21 protein-coding genes are annotated in these 22,174 nt (G+C 72.5%); 13 read left to right on the top strand and 8 right to left on the bottom strand.

Annotated elements, in window-relative coordinates:
* Positions 1 to 220 precede the first annotated feature (220 nt).
* Positions 221 to 1,336 carry a nitronate monooxygenase gene (locus AB0881_RS30220; RefSeq protein ID WP_366622312.1) on the top strand — a complete coding sequence of 372 codons (1,116 nt, stop codon included), beginning with the start codon at positions 221 to 223 and terminating at the stop codon, positions 1,334 to 1,336.
* Positions 1,337 to 1,386: 50 nt separating this feature from the next.
* On the opposite strand, the gene AB0881_RS30215 is transcribed toward AB0881_RS30220, so the two are convergent.
* Positions 1,387 to 2,493: a hypothetical protein gene (locus AB0881_RS30215; protein ID WP_366622310.1), complete on the bottom strand. Its 1,107-nt coding sequence runs from the start codon at positions 2,491 to 2,493 to the stop codon at positions 1,387 to 1,389.
* A gap of 374 nt (positions 2,494 to 2,867) precedes the next feature.
* Here AB0881_RS30215 and AB0881_RS30210 point away from each other — a divergent pair, with 374 nt between their 5' ends.
* A complete protein-coding gene (locus AB0881_RS30210) occupies positions 2,868 to 3,176 on the top strand; it encodes a hypothetical protein (RefSeq protein ID WP_366622308.1) in 309 nt (102 codons plus the stop codon).
* Between the two features lie 172 nt (positions 3,177 to 3,348).
* Positions 3,349 to 3,939, top strand: coding sequence for a Uma2 family endonuclease (locus AB0881_RS30205; protein WP_366622306.1), 591 nt, complete (start codon positions 3,349 to 3,351; stop codon positions 3,937 to 3,939).
* Between the two features lie 295 nt (positions 3,940 to 4,234).
* On the opposite strand, the gene AB0881_RS30200 is transcribed toward AB0881_RS30205, so the two are convergent.
* Positions 4,235 to 5,047 carry a crotonase/enoyl-CoA hydratase family protein gene (locus AB0881_RS30200; RefSeq protein ID WP_366622305.1) on the bottom strand — a complete coding sequence of 271 codons (813 nt, stop codon included), beginning with the start codon at positions 5,045 to 5,047 and terminating at the stop codon, positions 4,235 to 4,237.
* 149 nt (positions 5,048 to 5,196) lie between these two features.
* Here AB0881_RS30200 and AB0881_RS30195 point away from each other — a divergent pair, with 149 nt between their 5' ends.
* From AB0881_RS30195 to AB0881_RS30170, 6 genes are all read left to right on the top strand, one after another.
* Positions 5,197 to 6,762: an acyl-CoA synthetase gene (locus AB0881_RS30195; protein ID WP_366622303.1), complete on the top strand. Its 1,566-nt coding sequence runs from the start codon at positions 5,197 to 5,199 to the stop codon at positions 6,760 to 6,762.
* Positions 6,752 to 7,684: an OB-fold domain-containing protein gene (locus tag AB0881_RS30190; protein ID WP_366622301.1), complete on the top strand. Its 933-nt coding sequence runs from the start codon at positions 6,752 to 6,754 to the stop codon at positions 7,682 to 7,684. The genes AB0881_RS30195 and AB0881_RS30190 overlap by 11 nt, the downstream gene beginning before the upstream one ends.
* Positions 7,681 to 8,712 (top strand): thiolase domain-containing protein, encoded by a 1,032-nt coding sequence (locus tag AB0881_RS30185; RefSeq protein WP_366622299.1) that lies wholly within the window; start codon positions 7,681 to 7,683, stop codon positions 8,710 to 8,712. Before AB0881_RS30190 ends, AB0881_RS30185 begins: the two co-directional genes overlap by 4 nt.
* Entirely contained in the window at positions 8,712 to 9,869 is a 1,158-nt protein-coding gene (locus tag AB0881_RS30180; RefSeq protein ID WP_366622297.1) for a thiolase domain-containing protein, read from the top strand. Before AB0881_RS30185 ends, AB0881_RS30180 begins: the two co-directional genes overlap by 1 nt.
* Before the next feature lie 48 nt (positions 9,870 to 9,917).
* Positions 9,918 to 11,495 (top strand): acyl-CoA synthetase, encoded by a 1,578-nt coding sequence (locus AB0881_RS30175; protein WP_366622295.1) that lies wholly within the window; start codon positions 9,918 to 9,920, stop codon positions 11,493 to 11,495.
* Positions 11,496 to 11,601: 106 nt separating this feature from the next.
* On the top strand, positions 11,602 to 12,072 hold the full coding sequence (locus AB0881_RS30170; RefSeq protein WP_366622294.1) for a MarR family transcriptional regulator: 471 nt from the start codon (positions 11,602 to 11,604) through the stop codon (positions 12,070 to 12,072).
* Here AB0881_RS30170 and AB0881_RS30165 read toward each other — a convergent pair.
* Genes AB0881_RS30165 through AB0881_RS30150 form a run of 4 tightly spaced genes read right to left on the bottom strand, consistent with a single transcriptional unit; the run spans position 12,044 to position 17,406 of the window.
* Entirely contained in the window at positions 12,044 to 12,676 is a 633-nt protein-coding gene (locus AB0881_RS30165; RefSeq protein ID WP_366622292.1) for a TetR/AcrR family transcriptional regulator, read from the bottom strand. The genes AB0881_RS30170 and AB0881_RS30165 overlap by 29 nt on opposite strands.
* Before the next feature lie 11 nt (positions 12,677 to 12,687).
* On the bottom strand, positions 12,688 to 14,835 hold the full coding sequence (locus tag AB0881_RS30160) for a YhgE/Pip domain-containing protein (RefSeq protein WP_366622290.1): 2,148 nt from the start codon (positions 14,833 to 14,835) through the stop codon (positions 12,688 to 12,690).
* Positions 14,832 to 15,470, bottom strand: coding sequence for an ATP-binding cassette domain-containing protein (locus AB0881_RS30155; RefSeq protein WP_366622288.1), 639 nt, complete (start codon positions 15,468 to 15,470; stop codon positions 14,832 to 14,834). Before AB0881_RS30155 ends, AB0881_RS30160 begins: the two co-directional genes overlap by 4 nt.
* A gap of 55 nt (positions 15,471 to 15,525) precedes the next feature.
* On the bottom strand, positions 15,526 to 17,406 hold the full coding sequence (locus AB0881_RS30150) for a protein-arginine deiminase family protein (RefSeq protein ID WP_366622286.1): 1,881 nt from the start codon (positions 17,404 to 17,406) through the stop codon (positions 15,526 to 15,528).
* Here AB0881_RS30150 and AB0881_RS30145 point away from each other — a divergent pair.
* The 3 genes from AB0881_RS30145 to AB0881_RS30135 are packed head-to-tail and all read left to right on the top strand — an operon-like array spanning position 17,395 to position 19,503.
* Positions 17,395 to 18,450, top strand: a complete 1,056-nt coding sequence (locus AB0881_RS30145) for a histidine kinase (protein ID WP_366622284.1) — start codon at positions 17,395 to 17,397, stop codon at positions 18,448 to 18,450. The two genes, AB0881_RS30150 and AB0881_RS30145, sit on opposite strands and share 12 nt — an antisense overlap.
* Positions 18,447 to 19,091: a response regulator transcription factor gene (locus tag AB0881_RS30140; protein WP_366622282.1), complete on the top strand. Its 645-nt coding sequence runs from the start codon at positions 18,447 to 18,449 to the stop codon at positions 19,089 to 19,091. The genes AB0881_RS30145 and AB0881_RS30140 overlap by 4 nt, the downstream gene beginning before the upstream one ends.
* A 37-nt stretch (positions 19,092 to 19,128) precedes the next feature.
* The gene (locus AB0881_RS30135) at positions 19,129 to 19,503 is read left to right on the top strand and encodes a MauE/DoxX family redox-associated membrane protein (RefSeq protein WP_366622280.1); all 375 of its coding nucleotides are present in this window, start codon (positions 19,129 to 19,131) and stop codon (positions 19,501 to 19,503) included.
* Here AB0881_RS30135 and AB0881_RS30130 read toward each other — a convergent pair.
* Positions 19,490 to 20,680 carry a lipid-transfer protein gene (locus tag AB0881_RS30130; protein ID WP_366622278.1) on the bottom strand — a complete coding sequence of 397 codons (1,191 nt, stop codon included), beginning with the start codon at positions 20,678 to 20,680 and terminating at the stop codon, positions 19,490 to 19,492. The two genes, AB0881_RS30135 and AB0881_RS30130, sit on opposite strands and share 14 nt — an antisense overlap.
* Positions 20,681 to 20,744: 64 nt before the next feature.
* Entirely contained in the window at positions 20,745 to 21,191 is a 447-nt protein-coding gene (locus tag AB0881_RS30125; RefSeq protein WP_366622276.1) for an OB-fold domain-containing protein, read from the bottom strand.
* A 207-nt stretch (positions 21,192 to 21,398) separates the two neighbouring features.
* Here AB0881_RS30125 and AB0881_RS30120 point away from each other — a divergent pair, with 207 nt between their 5' ends.
* Positions 21,399 to 22,166 carry an SDR family oxidoreductase gene (locus tag AB0881_RS30120; RefSeq protein WP_366622274.1) on the top strand — a complete coding sequence of 256 codons (768 nt, stop codon included), beginning with the start codon at positions 21,399 to 21,401 and terminating at the stop codon, positions 22,164 to 22,166.
* The last annotated feature ends 8 nt before the right edge of the window (positions 22,167 to 22,174 follow it).

The following is a 22,174-nucleotide window of genomic DNA, read 5'->3' as shown; positions in this document are numbered from 1 at the left end:
ACGGACCACGTCCTCACCGGCGCCGCGCCGCGCCGACGGCAAGTTCGGCGCGGCCCGCTCCTCGGCCCGCTCCGCCGCGGCCCGCCGCGACTGACCTCCGCGTTTCCCGGGCGTTAGGACTGATACACGTTCTAACGCCCTTCAACCATGCCCACTGCTCTCTCGATTTTCCCAACTAGAACCTGTTGCAGTTTTGCGGGGCGCGGCCTAGTGTCGAGGCGTGCGGACAAGAGTCACCGAACTATTCGGCATCGAGTACCCGATCTTCGCGTTCAGTCACTGCCGCGACGTGGTCGCGGCCGTGAGCCGCGCCGGCGGCATGGGCGTCCTCGGCGCCCTGAACTTCACCCCCGAGGAGCTCGAACTCGAGCTCAAATGGATCGACGAGCACGTCGGCGGCAAGCCGTACGGCGTCGACGTGGTGATGCCCGCCAAGTACGAGGGCGCCGACGCGGGCGACGCCGGCGAGCTGGTCGCCAAGCTCAAGGGCATGATCCCCCAGGAGCACCGGCAGTTCCTGGAGGACCTGCTCGCCGAGCACGGCGTCGAACCGCTGAAGGACGAGAACGCCGGCGACGTCCTGCTGGGCTGGACCGACGTCACCGCCCGCCCGCAGGTCGAGGTCGCGCTGCGGCACCCGATCGCGCTGCTGGCCAACGCGCTCGGCCCGCCCCCGGCCGACGTGGTCGAGCAGGCCCACGAGCACGGCGTCAAGGTCGCGGGCCTGGCCTCCAACGCCCGGCACGCCCGCAAGCAGGTCGAGGTCGGCGTCGACATCATCGTCGCGCAGGGCACCGAGGCCGGCGGCCACACCGGCGACGTCTCCACGATGGTCCTGATCCCCGAGGTCGTCGACGCGGTCGGCGAGGACACCATGGTCCTGGCCGCCGGCGGCATCGGCCGCGGCCGCCAGATGGCCGCGGGCATGGCCCTCGGCGCCGACGGCGTCTGGACCGGCTCCATCTGGCTCACCGTGGACGAGGCCGACACCCCCGAGAAGGCCCGCGCCAAGCTGCTCAAGGCCACCTCCCGGGACACCGTCCGGTCGCGCGCCTGGACGGGCAAGCCCGCCCGCTTCCTCAAGACCGCCTGGACCGAGGCCTGGGAGAGCGAGCGCTCGCCCGGCACGCTCCCGATGCCGATGCAGTTCATGCTGATCTCCAGCGCGCTGCCCCGCATCCAGCGGTCCGGCGACGGCGAGCTGGTCACCTTCCCGGTCGGCCAGATCGTCGGCTCGATGAACCAGATCAAGCCGACCTCCCAGGTCGTGTACGACCTCATCGAGGAGTACGTCGAGTCCATCGAACGCCTCAACACGATCACGAACGCGGACTGACGAGCCGGGGACCCGCCGCGCGCCGTTCGCCCGCGGCCCGCGGCGGGTCCTCAACTCCAGCGGTCGGCGCGGAGCCTGCGGTAGAGCGGGCGCCGGCGCCGCTCCGGCTCGAACCGGGCCCGGTCCGCCACGGCCATGATCGCCGCGGCGGCCGCCTCGCCCATCCCCGCGGCGCTCACCGCCCGGTGCGCGTCCCGTTCGGGACGGAACCGCAGATCCTCCACATCGCCCAGCACGACCGCGCCGGTCCGGCCCAGGTCGTCGATGTCCTCATCGCTCCACCGCCGGACCAGCTCCGCCGCCGCCTCCGGCACGCCCGCCCGCGGGCCGCGCGCCCCGTTCCCCGCCAGGATCCGCTCCCGCAGCGCGCGGGCCTCGAACACGTCCCATCCGGCCGCCTCGATCGCCCGGTTGAGGTACGTCAGCAGCTCGGTCTCCGGCAGCGTGAGACCGGCGTGCGTGCGCCGTACGAGAACGTCCTCCGGCGGCAGGTCGCACGGCGCGCCGACCGCTTCGGCGAACCGCCGCCACAGCAGATCCGGCGGCGAACCCGGATTGACCACCACGGTCACCCGCCCGGCGATCCCCGCCCACCGGCGCACCAGCCCGCCGAGCGCGAACGACCGCCAAAGATGCAGGTGCCGCTCCTCCTCGATCGCCCTCGCGCCGCGCTCCCGCTGCTCGGCCAGCGACTCGAAGAACTGCGGCGCCCCGAGCGCCCGCCCGTTCCGCACGTGCTGCTGCCACAGCGACGGCAGCGTCCGGCCCAGCGCCCGCGTCGTGACGACCACGTCCAGCTCCGCCGGCCGCAGCTCGTCCGCCAGCCGCCCGACGGCCGGCGCGCGCACCACCGACAGCGCCTCCGCGGACAGCAGCACCGTCCCGGGCCACTCCCGTACCCGCTCGGCGAGCCGCACCCACTTGCGCCGCTCGCCCTCCGCCCGCTCGGCCGACACCCACGGGTACTCGGTGCCGAGCAGGCCGTACGTCGCCCGCTCATGGTTCTCGATCGCGTCCGGCAGGATCTCGCGCAGCGACGGCGGGAACAGGATCCCCGCCTTGGCGGCGAGCCCGTCCGTACAGCTCCCCAGGACTTCCTGCAGGTACGTCGTGCCCGATTTCTGCTGACCGATATGCAGGACCACCCTGGCCGCCATGCGCTCCCCAAACTCGCCACCTGCCCGGACAGCGGAGAGTAACCGCCCCGCTGCCGTGCATCAGGGCGGGAGCGGGGCGGTTAGGGAAACGTTGGAAGGACGTTCACTCCGCGGTCAGAACCGGACCAGCCACGACAGGACGCGCGCCAGCACGTAGTACAGACCGGCGGCGATCGCCCAGTTCACGTACAGCTCCCGGTCGGGATCCACCTGGGTGAAGCGGTCGGCTTTCACTCCGCTGGGGGTCGACGGGAAAGGCGGCGTTCGGTGCTGACCTGGTGTGTCGCGCGGGAGTCGGCATGGCAGGATCCTCCGGGGAGAGCGGAGGGCGGCCAGTGGCGAGAGGTCGTGCGGCATGGCGCTGGGTTGCGGGAGTGGCCGCGCTGCTCTTCGTGGTGGTCTATCTGCGCGGTGCGTTCGCGCTGATTCCTTTCGAGAACGACTATCACACCTGCACGTCGGCGCGGTTCGGTGTCCCCGATGGCGGCGGGCTCCCCCCTTTCATCGACCTTGACAGAGGCGGCATTCCGCCGAGCGGGGTCTGCCGGTGGAAGGACGGGCATTCGCTCGACCTCGTTCCGGCGTACGTTGCCCCAGTCCTGGGGATTCTTATTGTTTTGTCGGCTGGTGCCGCACTGCTTGCCGCGGTCGCGGGAAAGCGGCGTTCTCCGAACCTGGGCTGACTTCTTCGATACCTCCACTCACCAACCGCGACCGGGCGCTAGCGTCAATACCCGGTGTGTCGGTCCGCTTACTGTGAGGTGTTCCATGACAGTGACCGCCCAGAGCCTCGCCCCTACCCCCGCGGACGCCCCGGTCCCTATGCTGGAGGAGGAGCAACCGAGGGGACATGGCATGGCCGCTGACATGGAACGTGATCCGCGGTACGCGGAGGAGCAGGCGCTTCTCCAGGGCTTCCTGGAGCTCGGCACGCCGGAGGGTTACCGCGCGGAGTTCATCGAGGGAGAGATCGTCGTGTCGCCACCCCCCAGCGGAGATCATGAGAGCATCTTCTCTCTCATTACCAAGCAGGTAATTCGGAAAAGCGCCGTCGATATGGACGTATCGGGCAACAAGGGTCTTGAACTGCCTCGGGGCGGTCGCTGTTCGAATAACCTGCTGATACCGGACGGCGTGTTCGCTCCCACCGAACTCAAGTTGTTCCAGAGGGCGGAGCCATGGATGCCGGCAGAGGGCGTCGCGATGGTCTTCGAGGTGACCTCCGGACGGCCGGACCGTGATCGTGGAGGCAAGCGCCACTGCTATGCCAAGGCGGAGATCCCGCTCTACCTGCTCGTCGATCGGTCCGCCCAGGCGGTCACGCTTTTCAGCACGCCCGACCGGGCGGCGGGGGACTATCGCGAGGACGTGCGGGTCGTCTTCGGGAAGCCGGTGGAGTTGCCTGAGCCGTTCTCGTTCACCCTGGAGACGGGCGAGTTCGCCTGAGCCGGGTCAGCGCTGGGTGAGGGACTGCGGGTAGTCGGCCCCCAACACGCGGTGTCGCCTCACGGGACGGCACGCGGCGTGTTCCAGCCGTCGATGAAGCGCAGGATGCGTTCGTCGACGACCTCCGGCCGTGCGGGCGCCGAGCAGCGAGCTGCGCGCGCCGAGGAGTTCGAGGATGCGCTCGAAGAGCAGTCCGTTCCGGACCTCCTCTGGTAGTCCGTTCAGCTCGTACAGTGCGCGGTCCGAAAAATCCTCCGAACGTGTACGTCACAGGCGCCCGGGAAGCGAAGTGTCGTTAGCGGCCCTTGTAGACGGCGGGGCGCTTCTCCTTGAAGGCCTTGGAGCCCTCCTTGGCGTCCTCGGTCTCGAAGACGGGCCAGCCGATCTCGTCGGAGACCTTGAGGGCCTCCTCTTCGGGGAGGTGCTCGGTCTCGCGGACGGCGCGGAGGATGGCCTGGACGGCGAGCGGGGCGCAGGCGGCGATCTCGTCGGCCTTCTCGCGGGCGGCGGCGAGGGCCTGGCCGGCCGGGACGATGCTGTTGATGAGGCCCATGTCGAGGGCCTCCCGCGGGGTGATCGAACGGGCCGTGAGGAGGATGTCCAGGGCGGCGGCGTAGCCGATCTGGCGGGGGAGGCGGATGGCGGAGCCGCCCATGGGGAACAGGCCGCGCCTGGCCTCGAACAGGCCCAGGGTGGCGTCCTCGGCGACGACGCGCAGGTCGGTGCCGGCGAGGAGTTCGGTACCGCCGGCGACGGCGTAGCCCTCGATGGCGCAGATGAGGGGCTTGGTGGGACGGGCCTCGCGGAGCAGGCCGCGCCAGTGGTAGTTGGGGATCTTCGCCATGCGTTCCTGGACGGCCGGGTCGGACGGCGGGGTCCCCATGGCCTTCAGGTCGGCGCCGGCGCAGAAGGTGCCGTCGGCTCCGGTCAGGATGCCGACTCGGATGTCCGGAGTGTCCGTCATGTATTGCCAGGCGTCGGCCAGACCGACGAGCATCGAGGAGCTGAGCGCGTTGCGCGCCTCCGGGCGGTTCATGGTCACGATGAGGACGTGGCCGTCCCGCTCGACGGTGCAGTGCTCGGTGCTGATGGGCAGCCGCTCGGCCATCCGTTCCTCCACTCAACCGGTCAGAAAACAAGAACAGATTCTAGTAACACGTTCGGCCCGTCAACAGGTCTTGCAGAGCAAAACGAGAACGTGATCTACTTTGGCCCCCGGCACCCTGTTGGGTGCGCCGCGATCACCGAGGAGAACCGATGGGGTCGTTGGGTTTTTGGCGGCTGGCGCAGGCCGACCCGGAGTGGATCGCCGCCGTCGACCCGGACGGGACCGAGTACACCGCCGGCGAGCTGCTGGCCCGGGCCAACCGGCTGGTCCACGGGCTGCGCGACCTGGGACTGGAACGGAACGACGGCATCTGCGGGCTCGTGCCCAACGGTGTCGAGGGTCTCGTCCTGTACCTGGCCGCGCTCCAGGCGGGCTGGTACTACACGCCCGTCAACTGGCATCTGACCGGCCCGGAGATCGGCTACATCGTGGCCGACAGCGAGGCCAAGGCCTTCTTCGTGCACGAGCGGTACGCGGCCGAGGGCGTGCGCGGCGCCGAGGAGTCGGGGCTCGACCCGCGCCGCCGGTTCGCGTTCGGCGACGTCGAGGGCTTCCGGCCGTACGAGGAGCTGGTCGGCGGGCAGCCGGACACGCTGCCGGAGGATCGCTCCAACGGCGCGACCATGCACTACACGTCCGGTACGACCGGCAAGCCCAAGGGCGTGCGGCGGAAGCTGGCGGGGATCGACCCCGACGACAGCGCCGAGCTGCTGACGTTCCTGCTGGGGCTGTTCGGGATCCCGCCGGGCCGGCCCGCGGGGCAGGAGCCGCAGGCGCACCTGATCACCTCGCCGAACTACCACACGGCCGTCACGCAGTTCGGCGGCACGGCGCTGAACATGGGCCACACGCTCGTCTACATGGACAAGTGGGAGGCCGAGGACTGCCTGCGGGTGATCCAGCAGTACAAGATCACCAACACGCACATGGTGCCGACGCACTTCAAGCGGCTGCTGTCGCTGCCGAAGGAGACGCGGGACCGGTACGACGTGTCGTCGATGAAGTGGGCGATCCACGCGGCCGCCCCCTGCCCCGTGCCGATCAAGCACCAGATGCTCGACTGGTGGGGCGACGCCATCTGGGAGTACTACGCGGCCACCGAGGGCGGCGGGACGATCGCCAGCCCGCAGGACTGGCGCGCGCACCCCGGAACGGTCGGCAACGCGTGGCCGATCAGCGAGATCCTGGTCGTGGACGACGACAACAACCCGGTGCCCGCCGGGACGCCCGGGACCATCTACATGAAGATGGCCGGGGTCGAGTTCGAGTACAAGGGCGACCGGGAGAAGACCGAGAAGAACCGGCTGAAGGACTACTTCACGGTCGGCGACATCGGCTACCTCACCGAGGACGGCTTCCTGTTCCTGTCCGACCGCAAGTCGGACATGATCATCTCCGGCGGGGCCAACATCTACCCGGCCGAGATCGAGAACGAGATCATCCTGAACCCCAAGGTCGCGGACGTCGCCGTGTTCGGCATCCCCGACGAGGAGTGGGGCGAGCAGATCAAGGCGGTCGTGGAGCCCGCCGCGGGCGTCGCGCCCGGCCCGGAGCTGGCGCAGGAGATCCTCGCGTCGCTGGAGGGCCGGCTGGCCCGGATGAAGTGGCCGAAGTCGGTCGACTTCATCGAGGTCATGCCGCGCGAGCCCAACGGCAAGCTGCTGAAGCGGAAGCTGCGCGACCCGTACTGGAAGGACCACGAGCGTGCCATCTGAGGCGCCCAACCACGTCCTGGAGTTCCCCGGCGGCTACACGCGGTCGGTCGGGCCGGTCATCGGGCGGTTCCTGACCGAGCTGCGCGACGGCCGGCTGGTCGGGGTGCGCACGGCCGGCGGCAAGGTGCTGGTGCCGCCGCTGGAGTACGACCCCGCCGACGGCGAGGCCGTGACGGACGAGTTCGTCGAGGTCGGCCCGGCCGGGACGGTGCGGACGTGGTCGTGGGTGTCGCGGCCGCTGAAGACCCATCCGCTGGACCGCCCGTTCGCCTGGGCGATGGTCCGGATGGACGGCGCCGACACCGACCTGCTGCACGCCCTCGACATGGGCGTCTTCGAGGAGGGCGCCGACGCGCCCAAGACCCTCAAGACGGGCATGCGCGTACGGCCGAAGTGGCGCGCGGAGCGCGCCGGCGCGATCGGCGACATCGAGTGCTTCCGGCCCGAGATCACGATGATCACCTCGCCGACCCGGCTGGAGTACCACCTGGAGCCGGGCCGCGCGATGAGCCGCTTCCTGGAGGGCATCTCCGAAGGGAAGATCCTCGGCCACCGCTGCCCGGCGTGCGGCGAGGTCATCGTCCCGATGAAGGGCCTGTGCGCGCGCGACGGCGTGGCCACCACCGAGGAGGTGGAGCTGCCGCACACCGGCACGGTCACCACGTTCGCGGTCAACAACCTCCCGGACCCGCGCGCCCCCGAGGTGCCGTTCGTGTCGGCGTACGTGCTGCTGGACGGCGCCGGCGTGCCGATGCTCGGCCTGGTCTCCGGCATCCCCGCCGACCAGGTCCGCGAGGGCATGCGGGTGAAGGCGGCGTGGCGGCCGCGCGAGGAGTGGGGCAGGACCATGGCGAACATCAAGTGGTTCGAGCCCCTCGACGAGCCGGACGCCCCCTACGACGCGATCAAGGATTTCGTATGAGAGACGTTGCGGTCGTGGCGTTCGTGCAGACCGAGCACAGCGCCCAGCCGACCGGGTTCTCCGACATCGAGCTGCTGGCCCCGGTGATCACCGGGATCAAGGAGAAGACGGGGCTGAACCGCTTCGGGTTCACCTGCTCGGGGTCGAACGACTACCTGGAGGGCCGGCCGTTCGCGTTCGTGTCGGCGCTGGAGACGGTCGGCGCGTGGCCGCCGATCTCCGAGAGCCATGTGGAGATGGACGCGGCCTGGGCGCTGTACGAGGCGTGGGTCCAGCTCCAGCACGGCGAGATCGACACGGCGCTGGTGTACGGCTTCGGCAAGTCGACGCAGAACCACCTGCGCGAGGTCCTGACGCAGCAGCTCGACCCGTACTACCTGGCGCCGCTGGGCCTGGACCAGGTGTCGCTGGCGGCGCTCCAGGCCCGCGCCTACATGGAGCGGTCGGGCGCCAAGGAGGACGACCTGCGCGCGGTGGCGGCGCGGTCGCGGGCGAGCGGCCGGGACAACCCGTTCGCGGTGCACCTGCCGGAGCCCGAGGACGCCCCGTACGACGTGGCGCCGCTGCGGCCGTACGACATCGCGCCGATCACCGACGGGGCCGCCGCGATCGTGCTGGCCGCCGGTGACAAGGCGCGGGACCTGTGCGACCGGCCCGCGTGGATCCGCGGCATCGACCACCGGACCGAGGCGCACCTGCCCGGCGTGCGGGACCTGACCCGTTCCGAGGCGGCCCGGCTGGCGGGGGAGAAGGCGGACGCGGCGGGCGTCGAGGTGGCGGAGCTGCACGCGCAGTTCAGCCACGAGGAGCTGATCCTGCGCGAGGCGCTCGGCCTCGGCGAGGACGTCACGGTCAACCCGTCGGGCGGGGCGCTGTCGGCGAACCCGATGATGGCCGCCGGCCTCGTCCGGATCGGTGAGGCCGCGGCCCGCATCCACGACGGGTCGGCGAGCCGGACGCTCGGCCACGCCAGCTCGGGTCCGTGCCTTCAGCAGAACCTCGTCTGCGTCCTCTCGGGAGACAACTAATGGGAAACCCATGCGCGGTCATAGGCGTGGGGCAGACCACGTACAAGACCAAGCGGCTCGACGTGTCGATCGCCGGGCTGCTGCGCGAGGCGGCGGTCAAGGCGCTCGATGACGCCGGGCTGACCTGGAAGGACATCGACGCGGTCGTCGTCGGCAAGGCGCCGGACATGTTCGAGGGCATGATGATGCCCGAGACGTACCTGGCGGACGCGCTGGGCGCCAACGGCAAGCCGCTGCTGCGGGTGCACACGGCCGGCTCGGTCGGCGGGTCGACCGCGATCGTGGCGGCCGGGCTGATCCAGAGCGGCGTGCACGAGCGGGTGCTGACGGTCGCCTGGGAGAAGCAGTCGGAGTCGAACGCGACCTGGGCGCTGACGGTGAACGGCCCGTTCACGACGTCGCTGGTCGTCGGCGCGGGCGGCTACTTCGCCCCGTACATCCGGGCGTACATGCGGCGCTCGGGCGCGCCCGACCACATCGGCACGCTCGTTGCGGTCAAGGACCGGCAGAACGCGCTGAGGAACCCGGTCGCGCACCTGAAGATCCCCGGCATCTCGCGCGAGATGGTCGAGTCGACGCCGATGCTGTGGGAGCCGATCCGCTACCTGGAGACGTGCCCGTCGTCGGACGGCGCGTGCGCGATGGTGCTGTCGTCGGAGGACGCGGCCCGCAAGGCGCCGAACCCGCCGGCGTGGGTGCACGGCACGGCGATGCGCTCGGAGCCGATGGGGTTCGCGGGCCGCGACACCGTGAGCCCGCAGGCCGGCAAGGACGCGGCGGCCGAGGTGTACCGGCAGGCCGGGATCACCGACCCGCGCCGCGAGCTGGACTGCGCCGAGGTGTACGTGCCGTTCTCCTGGTACGAGCCGATGTGGCTGGAGAACCTCGGTTTCTGCGGCGAGGGCGAGGGCTGGAAGCTGACCGAGGCGGGCGCCACCGCCATGGACGGCGACATCCCGTGGAACGCCTCGGGCGGCGTGCTGTCGTCCAACCCGATCGGCGCCTCCGGCATGATCCGGTTCGCCGAGGCGGCGCTGCAGGTGCGCGGACTGGCCGGCGAGCATCAGGTGGACGGCGCCCGCCGCGCCCTCGGGCACGCGTACGGCGGCGGCGCGCAGTTCTACTCGATGTGGATCGTCGGCTCGGAGAAGCCCTAGACCCGCCAGCTCCCGTCCCCCACCCCCCGAACCTCCGGAGGCCGTCCGATGGAGTTCAACCACGCCGATCTCTTCGAGGCGATCGCCGACGAGATCGGTGAGCGCGTCGCCCTCGTCTGCGATGACAGGCGGCTCACCTACGCGGAGCTGGACGCGCAGGCCAACCGGCTCGCGCACCATCTCCGGGAGGCCGGGGTCGAGCCCGGCCAGCATGTGGCGATGCAGCTCTACAACGGCATCGAGTACGCCGTGGCGCTGCTGGCCACCGTGAAGATCCGGGCCGTGCCGATCAACGTCAACTACCGGTACGTCGAGAACGAGCTGCTGTACATCTTCCAGGACTCCGACAGCGTCGCGCTGCTGTACGACGTGGAGTTCGACGAGCGGGTGGCGGCGACGGCGCCGCGGGCGCCGAAGCTGCGGCACCTGATCGCGGTCGGCGGGCCGTCGGCCGTGCCGGGCGCGGTGGAGTACGAGGCGGCGCTGGCCGCGCAGCCGGACACGCGGGGCTTCCCGGCGCGTTCGGAGGACGACACGTACATCATCTACACCGGCGGCACGACCGGCATGCCCAAGGGCGTCATGTGGGGCGTGAAGGACATCATCTTCGCGTTCTGGACCCCGGCGCTGCCGCCGCCGAAGGTGCCGGCGGACGTGGTCGCGAACGCCCGCGGCGGCGGCCCGATGATCATGATGCCGATCGCGCCGCTGATGCACGGCGCCGCCCAGGTGAACAGCTGGATCGCCTGGTTCATGGGCGCCCAGCTGGTGTACGTCCGCAAGTTCGACGCGGCCGAGATCTGGCGGACGGTCGAGCGCGAGAAGGTCAACTCGATCACCATCACCGGGGACGCCATGGCGATCCCGATGGCGGAGGAGCTGGAGCGCGGCTCGTACGACCTGTCGTCGCTGCTGGCGTTCGTGTCGACCGGCGCGATCCTGACCGGTTCCGTCCGGGACCGGATCGCGGCGGCGCTGCCGAACATCATCATCATGGACCGGTTCGGCTCCACCGAGTCGGGCTCGACGGCGGGCGCCGTCCCGGGGTCGAGCCCCGAGAAGGGGCTGAAGTTCGAGCGCGAGGACACCGCGAACGTCACCGTCCTCGACGACGCGCTGAAGCCCGTCGCGCCGGGCTCGGGCGTGATGGGGCAGGTCGCCCGCACCGGCTACATCGCGCGCGGCTACTACAACGACCCGGAGAAGACGGCGCGGACGTTCCCCGAGGTGGACGGGAAGCGGTGGCTGCTCACAGGCGACATCGCGACGGTGGAGGCCGACGGGAGCATCGCGGTGTTCGGGCGCGGCTCGCAGGCCATCAACACAGGCGGCGAGAAGGTCTTCCCGGAGGAGGTCGAGGCCGTCCTCAAGGGGCACCCGGACGTGTTCGACGCGGTCGTCACGGGGATCCCGGACGAGCGGTTCGGGTTCCGCGTCGCGGCGGTCGTGCAGCCGCAGGGGGAGGCCCCGACGGCGGACGAGCTGGACGAGTTCTGCCGCAAGAACCTGTCCGGCTACAAGGTGCCGCGGACGTACGCGTTCGTCGTCGAGATGAAGCGCTCGCCCGCGGGGAAGGCCGACTACCGGTGGGCCAAGGAAGTGGCGCAGGAGGCCGCCGGAAGCTGAAGCCTTTCACGGTACGCGGTCGTTGGTCTTCACGAAGGGTGCCGGGTCCGGCCGCACTGCGGCCGGGCACTAGGCTCCGGGAAAACGTGGAGATCGAGGTGGAAGCTTGTCGACCCCGGAACGCGAGCGGGTTTTGGCCGAGCTGCGGGAGGCGATGCAGCGCAGCACCCTCTACACGGTGCTGCTGCACCACACCACCGCGAGCAAGGCGGGCCTGAACGTCTCCGACGCGCAGTGCCTCAACGCGCTGGCGCTGGACGGGCCGCAGACGCCGGGCCGGCTGGCGCAGCTGATGGGGATCACCACCGGCGGGGCGATCACCGCGGTGATCGACCGGCTGGAGAAGGCCGGGTTCGTCAAGCGCAGCCGGGACCCCGACGACCGGCGGCGCGTGATCGTGGAGCTGGTGCCGGAGAGCGCCGAGCGGTACGCGCGCTATTTCGAGCCGATCGCCGAGGAGTTCGGCGCGTTCCTGGCGGATTTCTCCGACGCCCAGCTGCGCGCGCTGTCGGCGTACATGCGGCACAGCAACGAGACGATGCCCGGCATCATCGACCGGGTCCGGCGGATGCCGTAGCGCTGTCCCCGGCCCCGGTCGCGTCCCCGGCGAGGCGGCCGCGCAGCAGCTCCATCAGCGTCGCGTGCACCTCGGCGGCGGGGCGTTCCGGCTGGAGCGTCCGCCACTGGAGCGCGACGGTCAGCACCATGCCGAACACGGCGGTGGCGGCCATCTCGACGTCCAGGTCGGGACGCAGGTCGCCGCCGCCGACGGCGGCGCGCAGGACGCCGGCGACCGCGCCGATGGCGCGCTCCCGGATCAGCGCGGCGGCGTGGTGCCAGTCGCCGCCGCCCGCCCGCCATGCCTCGGCGATCAGCAGCCGCGCGAACGGCTCGTGCTGCCCGATGAAGTCCAGCTCGGCGCCCACGACGGCCTCCAGCGCCTCCAGCGGGGGGAGCCCGGCGGCGGCGTCGCGCAGCGCGGTGGCGAGCCGTTCGACGCCGTACTCCAGCAGCGCGGTGAACAGCGCGGCCTTGGAGCCGAAGTTGTAGTAGACGGTGCCCTTGGCGACGCCCGCGCGCTCGGCGATCTGGTCGACCGTGGTCGCGGCGAAGCCGTGCTCGGCGATCAGCTCGATCGCCGCGGTGAACAGCCGTTCCCGGGTCGCCGCCCGCCGTCCCACCCGCCCGCTCCTCACAGTTTCAGCACGGGGTGCAGCCGCGCCATCGTCCACACCCGGTTCCGCCGGACGGCCAGCGCGGTGAGCGCGAGCCCGCCCGCCAGGAACGCCGCCAGTACCGCCATACCCTGCCATACCGGCGTCTGGTCGCCGCCCGCGATGAGGTGCCGGACGGCGTCCACCGCCCACGACATCGGCAGGAACGGCCGGATCGCCTGGAAGAACTCCGGGCTGGTCTGGATCGGGTAGGTCCCGGCGGCCGAGGTGAGCTGGAGCATGAGCAGCACCAGCGCGACGACCCGGCCGAGCGTCTCCCAGCGCGCGTTCACCCACTGGATGACCGCCAGGAAGGAGACCGAGGTGAGGCACAGGAACGCGATCAGCCCCGGCCAGTGGGCGGCCCGCAGGTCGAGCCCGAAGCGCAGCACCGCCAGGACGACCAAGGCCTGGCCGCAGCCCAGCAGCGCGGCGGGCAGCCAGCCGGCGAGCGCGACCCGCCAGGCGGGCGCAGTGGAGGCCAGGGCCCGCGGGTTCGCCGGCCGCAGCACCATGTAGATGATCATGCCGCCGACCCACAGCGAGAGCGGGACGAAGAACGGCGCGAAGCCCGTCCCGTAGTTGGCGACCTTGTTCTCGACGCTGCTGGACAGCCGCACCGGGTCGCTCATCATCCCGGCGCGGTCGGCCCGCTCCTCCTTGCCGTACGCGGGCACCTGCTTCGCGCCGTCGGCGAGGCCGCCGGCGAGCTCGCGGTTGCCACCGGAGATCTGGCCGAGCGCCTTCTCCAGGCTGACGGCGCCGCCCGACAGCTCCCCGAGGCCGGTACGGAGATCGCCCGCGCCGGTGGAGAGAGTCCCGAGCCCGCCGGTGAGGTCCGTGGAGCCGGCCAGCAGCCGGGCGGTGCCGCCGTCGACCCTGGCCGCGCCCGCCGCGACCTGCCGCGCCCCGGCACCGAGCCTCCGGACGTCCTGCCGCGCCTGCTCGATGCGGTCGGCCAGCGCCGGAGCGGCGGCGGCGATCCTCCGGGCCGTGTCCGCGGCGGCGCGGGCCTCGGCCGCGATCCGGCGGAGGCCGCCGGCCTGGTCGGTCACGAAGGCGTCCACCTGCCGGACGACCGCCACGACCTCGCGCGCCGCGTCCCGCAGCTCGGGCGGTGCGTCGGGGTGCTCGCGCAGGTATTTCTCGACCTCCGCTTGGGCCTCCTCGGCGCGCTCGACCGCCTTCCCCGTCTGCGCGGGCAGCCGGCCGGCGGCGCCGGCGAGCGCGTCCGCGCTCTTCGCGACCGCGAGCGCCGTCTCGCGGACCTCGGGAGCGTGCGTGCGCAGCAGCGGTACGGCGGTGTCGCTCGCGCGGTCGACCGCCGCCACGAGCCGCTGCATGCCGTCCGACAGCTCGCGGCTCCCCTCCGCGAGCCGCCCGGTGCCCTGCCGCAGCGTGGTGAGGCCGGACGTGAGCCGCTCGCTCCCGTTCTCGGCCTGGCCGATGCCGCCTTCGAGCCTGCCCGCGCCCCGCTCGGCGTCCTCCGCGCCCTTGGCGAGCCTCCCGGCGCCCCGCTCCGCCTCGTCCGATCCGTCGGCGAGCTTCCCGGCCCCGCTCGCGGCCTCGTCCAGCTTGCCGTGCAGCCTCCCGAACGAGATGAAGATCTGGTCGAAGTAGTCGTCGATCGCCTTGGCGCCCGCTGCCGCGCTGATCTCCTCGAACACCGACTCGGCGAGCGTGCCCAGCACGTAGTTGTTGGCGTCGTTGAGCACCAGCCGCAGCCCCGCGGCCGAGGGCGTGCCGTCCGCGCTGGGCGACGCGATCCGGGCGCTGAAGTCGGCCGGGATCGTGAGCGCCATGTAGTACTCGCCGGTACGGACGCCGTCGCGGGCGGTCCGCTCGTCCACCCGCTTCCAGTCGAAGATCCGGCGTTGCTCCAGCTCGCGGGTCAGGTCGGCGCCCGCGTTCACGGTGCGGCCGTCCGCGCGCGCCGGGCGGTCCTCGTTCACGAGCGCGACGGGCACGTGCTTGAGCCGCGCGTACGGATCCCAGTAGGACCACAGGTACAGCCCCGCGTACAGCAGCGGCAGGAACACCAGGCCGGCGAGCACCACCCTGGTCAGCCGGTCGCGACGGAGCCGCCGCAGCTCCAGGCGGCCGGTGAACAGCGCGGGAAGCCTCACGACTCCTCCAGGGGAACGGGCCGGGCCAGGCCCTCGGCGGGCGCCGGGTCGTCGCAGGCGGCGATGACCGTGACGCCGGAACGCGCGATGGCGTCCAGGCGCCGCCACAGCGCCCGGCGGCGGGCGTCCGGCAGGCCGTGGTCGACGTCGTCGAGCAGCAGCAGCCCGGGACGGCCGGTCAGCGCGAGCGCGGCGCCGAGCAGCCGCGCCTCGTCGGGGGCCAGTTCGCGGGCGGGCAGATCCTCGTCGATCTCCAGTCCGGCGCGGTCGAGCGCCGCCCGGATCCGGCCGCGGCGGCCCCGCCACCGGCCGCGCAGGCCCTCGTGCAGGTCCAGCGCCTCGCCGACGTGCTCCCGTACGGTCAGCGCCGGGTCGAGTTCGTTGACCTCCGCGACCAGCCCGAGCGCGGCGATGCGCTGGACGGCGCGGAGATCGGTCAGGGGATGCGGGCCGACGCTCCCGGTCCCCGAGGTGGCCTTCATCCGGCCGCCGAGCGTGAGGAGCAGCGCCGTCCGGCCGCTGCCCTCGATGCCGTGCACGGCCGCCAGCCCGCCGGCCGGCACGTCCAGGTCCACGTCGCGGTAGACCCAGCCGCGCGGCCCGCGCAGCGAGAGGCCGTGCGCCCTGACCCGCATCCCCGCCCCCGAATTTAAACTGACCAGTCAGTTCAAAAGTAGCATACGGCGCGTATCAGGACTGGCGCCACCAGGGCGCGGTCCCGCGCAGGTCGCGCTGGACGTTGGTGACGCAGTGGATGTCGCCGCCGGCCGTACCGACGTAGTGGGAGTAGTCCCAGTCCTCGATCCAGTGGACGCGGACGCCGGCCCGGCCCAGCGCCCGCTCGGTGGCCTGCTGGAACACGTCCTTCCCGTGGCGGCGCGGCCCATGCTGCGCGGGCGCCAGGTAGCCGCCGGTGCCCGTGCTGATGCCGTTGGCGGCGTCCGGCAGGTACGTGACGGTCAGGTCCTCGCGCGGGTAGCCGTCCGGCAGGTCGATCTTGGCGAACAGCGCGGGAACGCGGATGACGTCCCGCTCGGTGATGCCCGCCGCGTCCCGGAGTCGCCGCAGCGCCCGGTCGACGCCCGCCGCCGCGATGCGCGTGCCGTCCACCAGCTCCGGCTTGGCGAGAGCCTGCGCGACCGTGAGGTCAGGGAACTGCGTGCCGGACGGGTCCACCCCCTCCACCAGCCGCTGCCCGCCGCCACCGCCGCCCGCGACCTGCTCCAGCAGGTCCATGCCCAGCCGCGGGTCCGCGACGACCATCGCCCAGCCCTTGCCACCGCGCCTGGGGACGAAATGGAGGAACTCGTCGATGTGGCCCACGCCGAGCCAGCCGGTGTCCACCGCGATCGGGTCCTGGTGGCCCTGCGCCTCCAGCATCTTGACGAACGTCGCGTCCGGCGTGAACTCGCCCTCGCCGCCGTATACGATCCGCCCGGTGCGGTACTTGCCGTACGGCGGGATCGTCCCGAAGTTCCCGCTCGAACTCGCCGACCCGTAGAACAGGTTGTCGTCGGGACGGTCGACCGCGCCCGCGTCGAACTGCTGGACGCCCGCGACGCCGGGCCCGCGCATCATCGTGAACACCGGCCGGGACGCGTCCCGCAGCGGCCGGTCCCGCGCCGGGAAGTCCGGCGTCACGGCCGGGGACCTGAGGTTGACGACGATGCGGTGCTCCCTGCCGCCCGGCCCCGGCATGGACACGTAGCCGGCCTTGAACATGTCGCCCATCCACTGGTCGCCCCCGGCAGGCGACTCGACGAACGGCTTCGTGAGGCCCTCGGCGTCCAGCCCGCGCCGCAGATCGCGCCGGTACGCCTCCTGTCCCTTGACCGGCTTGTCCGGCGCCGCACCGTTCTCCAGCGTCACGGGCGCCTTGGGGTTCGCGACGACGGCGCGGTCCAGGGGCAGGAGGTCGTGCTGGAAGAGGACCGGCGCGACGCGCAGCCGCACGCTGTCGGCCCTGGTACGGCCGCCGTCGGTCACGGTCAGCGTGAGATCGCTGAACCCCGTCCAGGCCGCCGGGTCGCGGACGATGTCGCGGGCCTCGACGGCGAGCCGGGCCCCGCGGCGCAGCTCGTCCGCGCGGATCTCGCCGCCCGCGCCGAGCGCCGCGAGCCGGCCGCCGCGCTCGACGAAGATCCGTATCTTGTCCCGCGACGCGGCGTCCGGCCGCAGCGTCGCCAGCGCGGACGCGGACACCCCGCGTACCGCCGGGATCTCCAGCGGGGCCAGGTCGGCCTCGTCGGCGGCGCCGTTCACCACCGCGTCCGCCGCGTCATTGCACGCCGCCAGGGCCGCGTCGGTGAGCCGCTCGCCGCCCCTGCCCGCGGTGGGGCAGCGGGAGGCGTCGTCGTCCAGGTTCGGCAGCATGATGGCGCCGCGTGCGGGCGTCCACGTCCCGCGCCTGGCGTCGTCGGCGGGCGACAGCCGCCCGTCGCGGTCGGTGTCGGCGCGCAGCAGGGCCCCCGCCGGACGCTCGCCCGCCAGGGCCGTTCCGGCGCCGAGACCGCACGCCGCGAGGCAGGCCACCGTGACCGCCGTTCGTACGATGCGCTTGTGATCGTTCATAGGGACAAGCCTCGGGACCGGGGCAGGGGTGGGGCATCTGCCGTCCGGCAGATCTTCCGGGCGGGGACCTCGGCCGTTCGGCCGAGCACGGTCGCGGGGGCCGCCGGGGCCGGGTCGCTGGTCGGCACCCTGCTCTACCAGGGCCCGGCGGGGAACGGGACGGGCGCCTGGTGGCTGGCCGAGACGGCGGTCGCGCTGGTGCTGCTCCACCTGGTCGTACGGCGCGCGGACGCCCGTTCCGCCGCGCTCGCGGGCGCGGCGCTGGCGGCCGCGGTGACCGTACTGCCGCTGCGCCTGACCCTGCACGCCGTCCCGCCCGCCACCACGCGCGGTGCGCTGCTCGGCTGCCTGTTCTGCGGGCTCGTGGCGGCCGTCGCCGCCGGGACCGGGCTGTACCTGCGATCCCTGGACGCGCGGCGGACCCGGTCGGTCGCCGAGGCGCGCCGCGCGCAGCGCCTCGATCTGGCTCGCGACCTGCACGACTTCGTCGCGCACGAGGTCGGCGGGATGATCGTCCAGGCGCAGGCGGCGCGGATCGGCGGGGACCCGGCGGCGGCCCTCGGGCGGATCGAGGAGGCCGGGGTACGCGCGATGGCCTCGCTGGACCGTACCGTCCGCATGCTCCACGACGGCGGCCCCCGCGACGAGCCGCCGCACGGCCTGGACGAGCTGCCCGCCCTCGTCGACCGCTTCCGGGAGTCGAGTGCGGCCCGGGTGCGGCTGGCGGTCGACGCGGGCACCCCGCCGCCCGAGGTCGCGGCGACGGCCTACCGGGTGGTCGTCGAGGCGCTGACGAACGTCCGGCGGCACGCGCCCGGCGCGGCCGCCGTCGACGTCAGCGTGACATCGGCGGGCCCGGCGGTCCGCGTCACCGTGACCAGCGACGGCCGCCGCGGCGTACGGCGGGACCGGCGCCGCGGCGGCCTCGGGCTGCCCGGACTCGCCGAGCGCGTCGAGGCCCTCGGCGGCGACTTTGGCGCGGGCCCGGCGGGCGAGCGATCCTGGGAGGTCACCGCCGTCATCCCGGTACGATCACGCCCATGACCACCCGGATCGTCATCGCCGACGACCAGGACGACGTCCGCGGCGGTTACCGCATCATCCTGGACGCCCAGCCGGACATGACGGTGGTCGGGGAGGCCGCCGACGGCGCCGCGGCCGTCGAGCTGGCCCGCCGGCTGCGCCCCGACGTCGTGCTGGCCGACATCCGGATGCCGCGCATGGACGGCCTGGAGGTCACCCGGCTGCTGGCCGGGCCCGGCGTGCCCGACCCCCTCCGGGTGATCGTCGTGACCACGTTCGACCTCGACGAGTACGTGCACACCGCTCTGCGCGAGGGCGCCTGCGGGTTCCTGCTGAAGCGCTCCGGGCCCGCGCTGCTGGTGGAGGGCGTCCGGGCCGCCGCGGCGGGCGACGCGCTGATCAGCCCGTCGATCACCACCCGGCTGCTGCGCCGCTACGCCCCGCCCCGGCCGCGCGCAGGCGACGGTGGCCTCACCGGCCGCGAGGCGGAGGTCGCGACGCTCGTCGCGCGCGGCCGTACCAACGCCGAGATCGCCGCCGAGCTGGTCATCACGCCCGGTACGGCCAAGACGCACGTGGCGAGCATCCAGCGCAAGCTCGGTGTCCGCAACCGGGTAGAGATCGCCGCCTGGGCCTGGCGGAGCGGCCGGATGCGCCCCTGAGCGGGGCGCCGGGGCGCGGGTGTGAGAGCGTGCCGGCATGCCTTCCTCGACACGCCCCGCGTACGCGCTGGCCGGCCTGATGGCGGCCGCCGGGGTCACCCACTTCGTCGCGCCCAGGCCCTACGACACGATCATCCCCGAGCGGCTGCCGGGCAGGCCGCGTACCTGGACGTACGCCAGCGGCGCCGCCGAGCTGGCGTGCGCCGCGGCGATCATGGTGCCGAGGACGCGCCGGGCCGGGGCGCTCGCCACCGCCGCCCTGCTGGTGGGGGTCTTCCCGGCCAACGTCCAGATGGCCTACGACTGGCGGCGCCGGCCGCTCCCGCAACGCGCGGTCGCGTACGGCCGGCTGCCGCTCCAGGCCCCGCTCGTCGCGTGGGCCCTGAAAGTCGCCCGCGTCAGCGGACGGTGATGATCGCCGAACCGTGGCCGAACAGGCCCTGGTTCACCGCGATGCCCGCGCGGGCACCGTCCACCTGGCGGCCCTCCGCCTGACCGCGCAGCTGCCACGTCAGCTCGCAGATCTGCGCGATCGCCTGGGCCGGGATCGCCTCGCCGAACGAGGCCAGCCCGCCGGACGGGTTGACCGGGATCCGCCCGCCGAGCGCGGTGGCGCCGGAGCGCAGCAGCTCTTCGGCGCCGCCCTGCTCGCACAGGCCGATGTCCTCGTACCAGTCGAGTTCGAGGGCCGTGGAGAGGTCGTACACCTCGGCCACCGACAGGTCGCCGGGGCCGATGCCGGCCTCCTCGTACGCGGCGGCCGCGAGCGCCGAGCGGAACGGCTGCTCCGGCGCCGGCACCGCCATCGCCGAGTCGGTCGCGAAGTCCGGCAGGTCCACCACGGTCTTGGGGAACGTGGGCGTGACCGTCGACAGGCCGGAGATCCGCACCGGGTCCTTGATGCCCCTCTTGCGGGCGTACTCGGCCGAGCACAGCACCAGCGCGGCGCCGCCGTCGCTGGTCGCGCAGATGTCCAGCAGCCGCAGCGGGTCGGCGACCACGGCGGACTCGCGCACGTCCTCCAGGGTCACCTCCTTGCGGTAGCGGGCGTTCGGGTTGGCGAGGCCGTGCCGGGCGTTCTTGACCTTGACGGCGGCGAAGTCGTCCAGCGTCGCGCCGTACATGGCCATCCGGCGCCGCGCGTACAGCGCGAAGTAGATCGGGTTCGTCGCGCCCAGCAGCCGGAACCGCAGCCAGTCCGGGTCGTCGGGGCGGTCGCCGCCGACCGGCTTGAAGAAGCCCTTCGGCGCCGCGTCCGCGCCGACGACCAGCGCCACGTCGCACAGCCCGGCGAGGATCCGCGCCCGCGCGTTGTCGATCGCCTGCGCGCCCGACGCGCACGCCGCGTAGCTGCTGGAGATCCGCGCCCCCGACCAGCCGAGCGCCTGCGCGAACGTGGCGCCCGAGATGAAGCCCGGGTAGCCGTTGCGGATCGTGTCCGCGCCCGCGACGTAGTCGACGTCGGTCCAGCTCATCCCGGCGTCGGCCAGCGCCGCGCGGGCGGCGGCCAGCCCGTACTCGACGAAGTTGCGCCCCCACTTGCCCCAGGGGTGCATTCCGGCACCGATGACGGCGATGTCCGTGCTCATTGCCTCGCCTCCGGTCGCAGGCTCCCTGCGCTCTTCAGTCCAGCCGCCGCGCGGCCACTCGCGCTCACTTGACGGGCCTCCACATCCACACGGTGTACTCGGCCTCGTCGTCCTCGTACAGGGTGCCCTCGGTCAGCTCGACCTCCATGCCGACCTCCAGGTCGGCGGTGCCGACGCCGGGGACGACCTGGCCGAGCACGACCATCTTCTCGGTCTCCAGCTCGACGGCCGCGACCGCGTACGGCACGAACGGGTCGGGCGAGACGTACGGCGGCGGCGGCTTGTAGCGGGAGTCGGCGTACGACCAGATGCGGCCGCGGTTGGAGAACGCGTACTCCTCCAGCTCCGACCCGTCCTTGGGGCCGGCGCACGCGGGGTTGCGGCAGGCCAGCTCGTTCCGGGGGAAGTACGGGGTGCCGCAGGACGCGCACCGCGTCCCCAGGAGCCGCACATCGGTGCCGGTGCTGAACCAGCCCTCGACGGCGGGGCGGCGTTCCTTGGTGGTGCTCAACGCGCCTCCCTTGATCTAAGGGCCGCAGTTTATCAATCTAACGTCTGTTTGAATCAAGGCGGAGTCCCGCTGACAGGGCGATGGCCAGCGGCGCGAGCGCGTGCACGCCCGTCCCGGGCGGCTTCCCGGATCCAACCTCGCCCTCTCCTAACTGACGCGTCAGTCACTTCGGTACAGTGCAACCGAGCCGGATTCTAAGGAGAACGCATGCGGACTGGGCTTCAAGGACGGACCGCCCTGGTCACCGGGGCCTCCCGGGGCATCGGCAAGGCGATCGCCACCGCGTTCGCGGCGGAGGGCGCCAACGTCGTGCTCTCCTCACGCAAGCAGGAGTCGCTCGACGCGGTCGCGGAGGAGATCCGCGCCGCCCACCCGGAGGCCGGCGTGCTGGCCAAGGCCGCGCACGTCGGCGACCCGGACGCCGCCGCGGCCTGCGTGGACGCGGCCGTGGCCGAGTTCGGGTCGGTGGACGTCCTGGTCAACAACGCCGGCACCAGCCCGCACTTCGGCCCGATGGTCGACATCAGCCCGGCCGCGGCGGAGAAGACCGTCCAGGTCAACCAGTTCGCGGTGGTCCTGTGGACCCAGCTGGCCTGGAAGGCGTCGATGGCCGAGAACGGCGGCTCGATCATCAACATCGCGTCGGTCGGCGGCACCGTCACCGAGCACGGGATCGGCTACTACAACGCCACCAAGGCCGCCGTCATCCACCTGACCCGCCAGTTCGCGATGGAGCTGTCGCCCGGCGTCCGGGTGAACGGCATCGCCCCCGGCCTGGTCAGGACCGCCCTCGCCCGCGCCCTGTGGGAGGAGAACGAGGAGCGGATCAACAAGACGATGCCGCTCGGCCGCATCGGCGAGCCCGAGGACATCGCCCACGCCGCCGTCTTCCTGGCCGGGGACGCCGCGTCCTGGATGACCGGCCAGACGCTGATCGTCGACGGCGGCTCCACCATCCGACCCTCGATCGCCTAGGAGCACCG

Source organism: Spirillospora sp. NPDC029432, assembly GCF_040703975.1.
In the GTDB taxonomy this organism is placed as follows: domain Bacteria; phylum Actinomycetota; class Actinomycetes; order Streptosporangiales; family Streptosporangiaceae; genus Spirillospora.
The sequence above is the reverse complement of the archived record's forward strand: the minus strand, read 5'-3'. Positions and strand labels throughout refer to the sequence as shown.

Excerpts from the sequence above, each read along its gene's own strand:
- AB0881_RS30215 (WP_366622310.1), bottom strand. The coding sequence starts at position 2,493 with ATGGCGGCCAGGGTGGTCCTGCATATCGGTCAGCAGAAATCGGGCACG.
- AB0881_RS30205 (WP_366622306.1), top strand. The coding sequence starts at position 3,349 with ATGGCCGCTGACATGGAACGTGATCCGCGGTACGCGGAGGAGCAGGCG.
- AB0881_RS30200 (WP_366622305.1), bottom strand. The coding sequence starts at position 5,047 with ATGGCCGAGCGGCTGCCCATCAGCACCGAGCACTGCACCGTCGAGCGG.
- AB0881_RS30195 (WP_366622303.1), top strand. The coding sequence starts at position 5,197 with ATGGGGTCGTTGGGTTTTTGGCGGCTGGCGCAGGCCGACCCGGAGTGG.
- AB0881_RS30185 (WP_366622299.1), top strand. The coding sequence starts at position 7,681 with ATGAGAGACGTTGCGGTCGTGGCGTTCGTGCAGACCGAGCACAGCGCC.
- AB0881_RS30180 (WP_366622297.1), top strand. The coding sequence starts at position 8,712 with ATGGGAAACCCATGCGCGGTCATAGGCGTGGGGCAGACCACGTACAAG.
- AB0881_RS30175 (WP_366622295.1), top strand. The coding sequence starts at position 9,918 with ATGGAGTTCAACCACGCCGATCTCTTCGAGGCGATCGCCGACGAGATC.
- AB0881_RS30155 (WP_366622288.1), bottom strand. The coding sequence starts at position 15,470 with ATGCGGGTCAGGGCGCACGGCCTCTCGCTGCGCGGGCCGCGCGGCTGG.
- AB0881_RS30150 (WP_366622286.1), bottom strand. The coding sequence starts at position 17,406 with ATGAACGATCACAAGCGCATCGTACGAACGGCGGTCACGGTGGCCTGC.
- AB0881_RS30140 (WP_366622282.1), top strand. The coding sequence starts at position 18,447 with ATGACCACCCGGATCGTCATCGCCGACGACCAGGACGACGTCCGCGGC.
- AB0881_RS30135 (WP_366622280.1), top strand. The coding sequence starts at position 19,129 with ATGCCTTCCTCGACACGCCCCGCGTACGCGCTGGCCGGCCTGATGGCG.
- AB0881_RS30130 (WP_366622278.1), bottom strand. The coding sequence starts at position 20,680 with ATGAGCACGGACATCGCCGTCATCGGTGCCGGAATGCACCCCTGGGGC.
- AB0881_RS30120 (WP_366622274.1), top strand. The coding sequence starts at position 21,399 with ATGCGGACTGGGCTTCAAGGACGGACCGCCCTGGTCACCGGGGCCTCC.